The 9,317-nt window shown below is 23.9% G+C and carries 6 protein-coding genes and 1 riboswitch; of the genes, 5 read left to right on the top strand and 1 reads right to left on the bottom strand.

Annotated elements, in window-relative coordinates; all coding sequences use genetic code 4:
- Positions 1-205: hypothetical protein (locus BU00_RS04565; RefSeq protein WP_036458947.1), on the bottom strand; the 205-nt coding region annotated here is incomplete at its 3' end.
- 180 nt (positions 206-385) lie between these two features.
- Between BU00_RS04565 and BU00_RS04560 the strand changes: the two genes are divergently transcribed.
- The 5 genes from BU00_RS04560 to BU00_RS04555 all read left to right on the top strand — a co-directional run bounded on the left by BU00_RS04560 (position 386) and on the right by BU00_RS04555 (position 9,086).
- The gene (locus BU00_RS04560; RefSeq protein WP_051521849.1) at positions 386-1,099 is read left to right on the top strand and encodes an ATP-binding cassette domain-containing protein; all 714 of its coding nucleotides are present in this window, start codon (positions 386-388) and stop codon (positions 1,097-1,099) included.
- Entirely contained in the window at positions 1,092-2,690 is a 1,599-nt protein-coding gene (locus BU00_RS0102455) for an ABC transporter ATP-binding protein (RefSeq protein WP_027121347.1), read from the top strand. The genes BU00_RS04560 and BU00_RS0102455 overlap by 8 nt, the downstream gene beginning before the upstream one ends.
- 210 nt (positions 2,691-2,900) lie before the next feature.
- Positions 2,901-3,896, top strand: coding sequence for a type I glyceraldehyde-3-phosphate dehydrogenase (gene gap, locus BU00_RS0102445; RefSeq protein ID WP_027121346.1), 996 nt, complete (start codon positions 2,901-2,903; stop codon positions 3,894-3,896).
- 132 nt (positions 3,897-4,028) lie between these two features.
- Positions 4,029-4,586, top strand: coding sequence for a hypothetical protein (locus tag BU00_RS0102440; protein ID WP_036458945.1), 558 nt, complete (start codon positions 4,029-4,031; stop codon positions 4,584-4,586).
- A gap of 189 nt (positions 4,587-4,775) precedes the next feature.
- A riboswitch (Lysine riboswitch) is annotated at positions 4,776-4,941 on the top strand.
- 89 nt (positions 4,942-5,030) lie between these two features.
- The gene (locus BU00_RS04555; RefSeq protein WP_036458949.1) at positions 5,031-9,086 is read left to right on the top strand and encodes a PDxFFG protein; all 4,056 of its coding nucleotides are present in this window, start codon (positions 5,031-5,033) and stop codon (positions 9,084-9,086) included.
- Positions 9,087-9,317 lie beyond the last annotated feature (231 nt).

Genomic DNA, 9,317 nt, shown 5'->3' with positions numbered 1-9,317 from the left:
TGATAAAGTAATTAACATTTGGATACATATATTTTTCATCATCGCTAGTTTTTAGAACTCTTCCTACTGCAACTTTTGTTTCTTTATAATACTTTTTTTCTTTTATGTACTCTCTTTTTGTGACAACTTGAACATATCAAGCTTTTTTTCTTTTACTTATTTTTGCGCCAGTTGGTATTAAAACTTTTTTAAATTTTTCTATCATAAAATGTCCTTTTTTTATTAGTATAAGTATTATACTAAATTATTTTAAAAAACAAAATAAAAAAATATTTTTTTTATAAATTTTTGGTAAAAAACGCACTTTTAAAAAGTAAAAGTGCGTTAGTATAATAAATTACTGAAAGTTTAAATTACAAGTATAAGTTTTAATTTAAGAATGTTAATGTATTTATTACAAAATATTGTGACATATAAAGAATATATTAAGGAATTTTTAAATGCAAAACCGTTGGAAATAAGTAATACAAAATTAAATATAAAAAGAATAAAAATAAAAAACTTATCATTTAAATATAATGAGAAGTATATACTAAATAATTTTAATTTTTGTTTTGAAGCAGGTAAAAAATATGCATTAAAAGGAGCGTCGGGTTCTGGTAAATCAACATTAATAAAAATTTTATTAAAACAAATTGAAAATTATGAGGGGAATATTTTTGTTAATGATTTAAATTTAAAAGAAATTAATACACAAGATTTAATAAACTCATTAACATTTTTAGATAACTCAGAAAACCTTTTTAACGACACAGTTTATAATAATATCACTCTTTGAGATATGACAAGTGATGAAAATATTAAAGATATTTTACAAAAATCAGATTTATTAGATATAAAACCAGAATTATTGATTAACGAAGAAAACTCCCTTTCGACAGGACAAAAACAAAAAATTAATATAGCAAGACATTTTTACAGAAATAAAAATATTTTAATAACTGATGAAGCATTTTCTAATATCGATATTAAAAGTGCAGAAAAAATCTTACAGAATATTAATCCAGATGTTATGTTTATTAATGTTTCTCATAATATAACTAATTCAGATTATTACGATCAAATTTTAGAAATAAAGGAAGGGGTTTTAGTTGAATAAAATATTAAAAAATATTAAATTTCAATTTTTTGCTTTTGTATTAATATCTACCTTTGTTTTATTGTTAACTTCAACTATTGATATTTTGGAATCGTTAGCAATTGATTCATTAAATCAAAAATTTAGAATTTTAGAAACAAGTCATTTCTTTTCGTTTGTTTTATTAATTATATTTATTGGTATTTCATATTTTATAAATCTTATTTTAAATTATTTTTATTATAAAATATATAACAAATTTGTAATATATACAAGTAAATCAGTAGCAAAGAATTTTTATGAACAATATTTTATTGCAAAAAGTAAAGAAATCAATAATTATAATTCTGATTTTGCTTTTAATCACATTTTAAATAATTCACAGAATATTTTTATATCTTCAATTGTTCCTTTTGTCGGGATTATTTCAATGTCTATTAATTTTGCATTTATTTTTTCTTACTTAAGTTATCAGAATTGGATAATAGGTATTTTTACTTTGTTTATTTTAATTATAAGTTCTCTTTCAAAAATACCTTTTTTAAAAAAAATAGAATTTTATATTTTGAATACTCAAAATGCATTTAATAATTTAGTTTCTCAAATGTCTTATTATCTTGATAGATTTTCAATTCTTTATTATAATAATAAACAAAACCTAATTATAGGTAAAATGGAACAAGATATATATGATTATTGTACTATTGCTTATAAAAGTGAAAAAATAAATATCTTAAGTTCAGAAATACCATCAATAATAATCGAAATAGGAAAAATAATAGGTATCATTTTATTATCATTTTTTATCCTGAATAAAACATTTAATCTTTCAATAGGTATAATTTATTTATTTATAAAAATTATTTCAAATTTTAAAGATAATTTTTTAGATCTTATATCAAATATACAGAGTTTTATTGCTTCAAAAAAATTATATAACACATTAAATTTAAGTCTTTTAAAACAAGAAAGAACTGAAGAACTCAATGATATTAATATTATTTCATTAAATAACTTAGAATTATACAGAGGTAATAAAGTTATATCTAAAAAACTTTCGTTTGAATTTATTAAAGGCAAAAAATATGTGATTATAGGTAAATCTGGTTCAGGTAAAACAACATTAATTAAAACTTTATTAAAGGAAAATGAAGTTTTTAATGGTGATATTACATTTAATGATACTAATATCAAGAAACTTAATACAAGAGAAATATTAAAAAATATTAGTTACTTATCTCCGGATTTATTTATTTTTAATCAAAACATTGTTAATAATATTTCTTTATTTTCTAATGATGTTTTAATAGAAAAACAGCTGGAATTTGTTGAATTAAAAGAAGAAATAAGTGAAAAAATATATTTAAAGAACCTGGATTCTGATTCTGTATTAAGTCTTGGACAAAAGCAAAGAATTGCTCTTGCAAGAACGTTTAGTTTTGATAAGAATATACTTATTTTAGATGAATCACTTTCTAATCTTAATAAGGAATTAAGAAACAAAATTTTAGATAAATTATTAAAATTGGATAAAACAATAATAGTAATTTCACATCATTTAGAACCGCAAGATTTCAAAAAATTTGATGGTGTTTTAAATTTGGATTTATAAAGTTAATATTTATTTTTCTTTGTCAAAAAACAAAACATTCATTATTTAAATCAAAATAATATTTAGTCAAAAATACATAAAAAATGTATATGCAAATATTTACACAAAAAAATTTTAATATTTTTAAATTAATTTTTTATAATACAAAAATATATATAATTTATTTAATAAAATCATAAATTTTTATTTATAAGAAAGGCAAATTTATTTATGAAAAAAGTAGCAATTAATGGTTTTGGAAGAATTGGTAGATTATTCTTCCGTAGATTATTAGAACAAAATTCAAACTTAGAAGTTGTAGCAGTTAATGATTTAACTGATGCTAAAACATTAGCTCACTTATTAAAATATGATACAGCTTTTGGAAAATTAAAATACGAAGTTAAAGCAGAAGGAAACTCAATTTTTGTTAATGGTAAAGAAATTAAAGTTCTTGCAGAAAGAGATCCAGAAGCTTTACCATGAGGTGATTTAGGTATTGATTTGGTTGTTGAATCAACAGGTTTCTTTACAAAACGTGAAGGTGCAGAAAAACACTTAAAGGCTGGTGCTAAAAAAGTTGTTATTTCAGCTCCATCAGACAAAGATGTTAAAACAGTTGTATTTAATGTAAACCACAATATTTTAGATAAAAATGATACTTTAATTTCAGCAGCTTCATGTACAACAAACTCATTAGCTCCAATGGTTAAAGTATTAGTTGATCAATTTGGATTAAAATCAGGTTATATGACAACAATCCACGCATATACAGGTGATCAAAGATTACAAGATGCTCCACACAAAGATTTACGTAGAGCACGTGCAGCAGCTTCAAATATGGTTCCTACATCAACAGGTGCAGCAAAAGCAATCGGTTTAGTAGTTCCAGAAGCAGCAGGTAAATTAGATGGTGTTGCGGTTCGTGTTCCAGTTTTAACAGGTTCATTAGTAGACTTAACAGTTTTATTAGAAAAACAACCAACAGTTGAAGAACTTAATGCAGCAATGAAAAAAGCTTCAAATGAAACATTTGAATATACAGAAGATGAGATTGTTTCATCAGATATCGTTAACTCAACACACGGTTCAATTTTTGATGCTAAAATGACAGCAATCAAAGAAACTAAAGAAGGAAACTTATACAAATTATTCTCATGATATGATAATGAAATGTCATATGTTTCACAATTAGTTAGAACAGTTATTTACTTTGCAAACTTATAATTATCTTAAAAAATAAGTATTTTATATAAAAAAGTACTTATTTTTTTTATTTTTCTTGCAATATCAAATATAAAAGAGCAAAAATTGTACATATAATGCTTAAATTAATTAATTTTTAATATAATTTAAGATATGAAAAAAATAATTAAGAAGTTTTTACCATTTAGTTTGTTATCTGGAATTTTATCTTTTTCTGTTGTTGCATGCACAACGGTAAAAGAATATCAACCAGAAACTTCAAAAGAAGAAGTTGCAAAAAAACGTGAGTATCAAAAAGAATATGAACTTTTATCAACTACATATAATAAATTAGTAAAAAAAGAGTATTGAGATACATTTAAAGAAGAGTTTAGTGTATTAGATGATTTACAAAGCAAAAGATCAAAAATATCATCATATGCTACTTTTGTTGAAGAAAATACAAAAGCAACAATTTCACAACTTAATAAAAAAATTGATGAAATCAAAATTTTAAGCAATCTTTTTATATATTACTCTAATATTTTAGATATTAAAAATGAATTATTGAATTTAGATAATGAAACAAAAAAAGCACAAGAGAATAATATTAATATCCTTGATTCTAAAATAAATAAATATATTAAAGATGGTATTGAACAAACAAACGAAACTTACAAACAAAGAACAGAAGAAGTTCAAAATAAATATAAAGAAATATCACAAAAATAATAAATTACAAAACCAAGTTTTATTAATTAATTTGGTTTTTATTTTAACTTTTTGGTGTATAATACCACTTATGAAAAATATTAAAAACGTTATTAAAATTGTTTTTATCAATCACATTCGTAAAATTACTATGTGACGTTTTTAATATTATCTGTTCAACCATAACAGATAATAAAAGAAATCTGTTATGTTCTCTATAGAGGAGCTTTTAGCAAGAGTAATTAATTGTTTAGGTATACAAAGAAATTAATGAAAGTGTATAAAAGCCGAAATTTAAATAATTACAATTATTTAAATTGGTAGAAAAGCATAAAAGATTTCTACTCTTGTTTTAACCAATGGTGCTATAGATTTACATAACAAATTTGTGTATTAAAATTAATAATAACAATTGTTTTGTAGATTTTATAGATCTACAAAACTTTTTATTTTAATGAGGTATTTATGAAAAAACTAAATTTAAAAGCAAAAATTCTTTTATCACTTGGTATGATAACAACTTTATCTGCTTTAACATTAGGAATTATGTTTGGATATTCAAATAATTCCGATGAAAGAAGAGGTTCAAATTCAAATTTAACAAAATATGAATTATCTAATGATTTTTCACAATTAAGAGATGAAAACAACAATCTAAAACCAGTTATAAATATTTTAGATCCACTTAAAAAATATTCAGTAGGTATTATTTCAGATCAAACAACATATTCAAAATTTAAGTTTATAGGTGAAGAAAAAGAATATGATTTTAGTGAATTCTTTGATGAATATTTTAAAAGATATTCAGAAAGTTTTACTCTTCAAGTAAAATATGGTTCATTTAGTTTTTTTAACGAATATGTTATTGCTGTAAAGCCGAAACAATTTATCGAATTTACAAAATGATTTATCGAAAATGCTTCATGAGGACCAGACTTATTAACACTTGAAAGTTTTAGAATTGTGCCAGGTGTTGAACAAAATGGTAATGCAATTACATTAGGTTCTCACTCAACAGTTCATAAAGAAGTTTCTGAAATTAAATTCTTCCCTGATGCCTTCTTTGGTTCATTACCAATTTATTCTTCAATTTCTGGTGCAGGTAACGGAAGAGATGCATTAACATATTCACTTTTTGATGCAGAACAAGATTTAGAAACTGTTCAAGATTATCTGGATTCTATTCCTTTAGCTTCAGCAATTAAAAATTCTAGAAGTGATCTAAATGAAAGTTTTTCTTCATTATACAATCCTTCAAAAATATTAAATAAAGAATTTTTAGTTTTAAAAACGGATGCAAGAAATGGTAGAGGAAGTGTTGTGTTACCAGTTGATACAACACAAGAAAAATATCAAGAACTTGTTGAAAAATATAAAAATGAATTTAACCAAAGACAAGAAAAATATCAAGATACTTTAGCAAATAATTATCAATATGATTTTGATATAAACTCTAAACCGTTTTCAGCATTTAAAAAAGCAAAAGTAACTAATGTTATCTCTTCATCAAATGATAGTAATCCAGCATTGCTTGTTGAATTTAAATACCCTGATTCAGAAGAAACTTTTAGATTTTTAATGACACAAGGTGAAGTTGAGCCAAGTTATGAAATAACATACAATACTTTTAAAGAAGTAATTAATTCAAATTTTGTTCATTTCTTGGATCTTTATGATATTAAACAATTTGAAAACAAAAGTATTTGAGTTTATGAAAATGACAATCAAAAACAATTTTTTGCAACAAAAACTGAGGCATTAAATAATATTAAATCACTTCAAAACTTTGCTAGTTTATCAGAAACAGAAAAAGCAAAATTACAAAATTATGTAATTGAATCAATTAATGTTCAAGAACAAAATGCTAAAAAAGTTTTAGTAGTTACATTTAAAAATAATAGTCAAAAATTAATTTTTAACCTTGAACAAAGCGAACAAGAAAAAGAAGAGTTTAATTCATTTAAAAAAGCAATTGGTGATAAAGGAGCAGTTAGACCACTTACAATTGAATATACACCAGAAGATATTTCAATTATTAACCCAGAAACTAACAAACCATTAAGAGGTCTTAAAAGCCGTAAATATCAAATATTTAATGAGACCTATACCGGTTTAGTTGATAAAGTTCTTAAAAAATTCCCTCATTTAAATAAAAAACAAGAAGGTCCACATATTGAAAGATTTTTAAATGATCAAGGATTTTATGAATATCAAATTAAAGATGGTATTTATTATGGTTTAAGTTCTACCGATAGAATTGGCTTACCACTTTTAATCGCTGCTACATTAGATGATTTTGAAGGTATTTCAACAGATTTCTTAAAATATGTTGGTATTCATGAATATGGTCACCATTACACTCTTGACCAAATGACCGCTTTAAATGAAAGTGGGAATGCAGTATTAGTTGGTGGTTTATCAACAAGAGGCGGAATTTCAGAAGCATCATACTATTCAGCAGAAGCACTTAGAAATTATTTAAAAGCAAGAACTAATCTTGATTTTGATAGAGTTAATGCATTAGGTTCAAAAACAGATAAAGGTCAATTCTTACAATGAAAATTTATTAAAAATAATGGTGAAATTGTAAAAGAAACTAATTCAGATATTTGAGGTGCAGAACAATCAAGTAAAAATGATAATATTTTTGATGTTTTAGATAACTCAAAAAGAAGATTTTTACAAACTTTTGAAGGTTTACAAGTTGCTGCAAAATTACGTGATGTTAAACTTGGTGATTTATTTATAGCCAATTCATTTGATGAAAATTCAGGAACACTTAATCCATTTATTTCAGGAAGAGCAAAGTTTTTTGTTGCATCAAAAGATACAAATGGAAATCCAATTTTTAGAATAAAAGAAGGAAATGAAAGAGAAGTTTTAAATTCTTTAAAAGACGGTTTAGGCAATTCTATTAGTGAAGCAATTACTTGAAATCTTGATGGTAGTTTTAGTATTCAACCATTAAGCTTCAATCAAAGAACAGTTACAGAAAATAATGAAGAAAAAATTATTTATTCAGTTTCTAAAATTAATTTATTTAATAAAGATGGTTCCCCAGTTATAAATGTTGCTTTAAATGAAGATTTAACTCCAGAAGATAAGTCTTATATTGATGAACAAATTTCAATTGTACAACAAGCTTTTGCAAACTTACTTGATTTTAATTATACTGAATCAGGTTGAAACAGTGTTTCAACTTCGCTTGGTGGTAAAATTAGATTTGGTACAAAAACTCTTTTATCATCAGGTGACATAAATGCTTTTGTAAGCAATTTAACAAATCGTTCAAATAGTAATGAATTTAATTCACAATATAACGACATAACAAAAGCAAATAATCCAAGAACTGCTTATCAATATCTTGCTATTCCACTAGTTCAAGAAGAAAATAAAAACATAGGTCAAGCAATATTAACCTTACGTGATGCGGCAATAAATGCATATAGAAGAAAAGTAAGACAAGCATCTTCACATCCATTTGAAGCAACAGCACAAGTTAATAATGTTTTAACTTTTACAAAAAACGAAAATAATCAATTAAAAATTGATTCAAAATATACTTTCCCATACTATGTTAGAGCATCTAATTTATACAATATGTACAATGAGGATGCATCAATTCTTTCAACATTCCGTGAATATGCTAATGATTTAGGTTTAGCAAATGCAGAAGCCCCATTCCAAACCAATTTTGCAATTGCATTTATGGAAAAAATGAATGGTATTATGGAAACCAGAGGTCAAGGTTCATATTATTATTCAGTAGTATTTTTAAACGATCAAAATGTAGTTTCTTCACCAGAAGCTATTAGTCGTGCTTCAAGTTCTACAAATCTTTCAAATGGAGAATTTTATAATTTAACTAAAAAAATTGCTTTTAATAACACTAATTCTTCTCTTAATGGTAATGAATCACTTTATTCAGCATATCCAGATTCAATTGGTAAAAATATAACAAATAATTCAATACAAAGTTATTCACCTGTATTTGAAAAATTCCAAGACTTTATTGAATATGGTTCAGTTGATTTTTCAAAAGCAAAACTTGTTTCAGTTGAAACCGAAAATGATTTACAAACAGCAGTATTTAACTGAGATATAGATTATGTAAAAACAAAAATTGATTTTGCTAAATTTAAAGATGGTGTTGCTAAATCTTCTGAAAATTCAACTCAAAAACAAAGAATCGCAGAAATGTCTGACCAAGACTTAGCAAATGAAATTATGAAAAGATTTATTAATTCATATCATTTTATTGCGATGAAAGATTTTAATCCTGCAAAAGATTTAGTAAAAAATCAAGCAATTTTTTCTGAGTTATACGGTATGTCAAAAGCAAGTTCTCACCTAAGAGAAGGTTATGTATATGATCATTCTAAAGTATCAGAACATAAACAAAGAACAACTTTTGATGCTAAAAAATTACAAGATGCAATTGTTAAATTTAAACTTTCAGTAATTTATTATACTAACGCACTTTTACTTTTTAAAAGTGCGTTTTTTACCAAAAATTTATAAAAAAAATATTTTTTTATTTTGTTTTTTAAAATAATTTAGTATAATACTTATACTAATAAAAAAAGGACATTTTATGATAGAAAAATTTAAAAAAGTTTTAATACCAACTGGCGCAAAAATAAGTAAAAGAAAAAACGCTTGATATGTTCAAGTTGTCACAAAAAGAGAGTACATAAAAGAAAAAAAGTATTATAAAGAAACAAAAGTTGCAGTAGGAAGAGTTCTAAAAAC

This window comes from Mycoplasma leonicaptivi ATCC 49890 (assembly GCF_000622205.1).
GTDB lineage: Bacteria > Bacillota_I > Bacilli_A > Mycoplasmatales > Metamycoplasmataceae > Mycoplasmopsis > Mycoplasmopsis leonicaptivi.
Note: the sequence above shows the minus strand (reverse complement) of the source record. Positions and strands in the feature narration are given on the sequence as shown.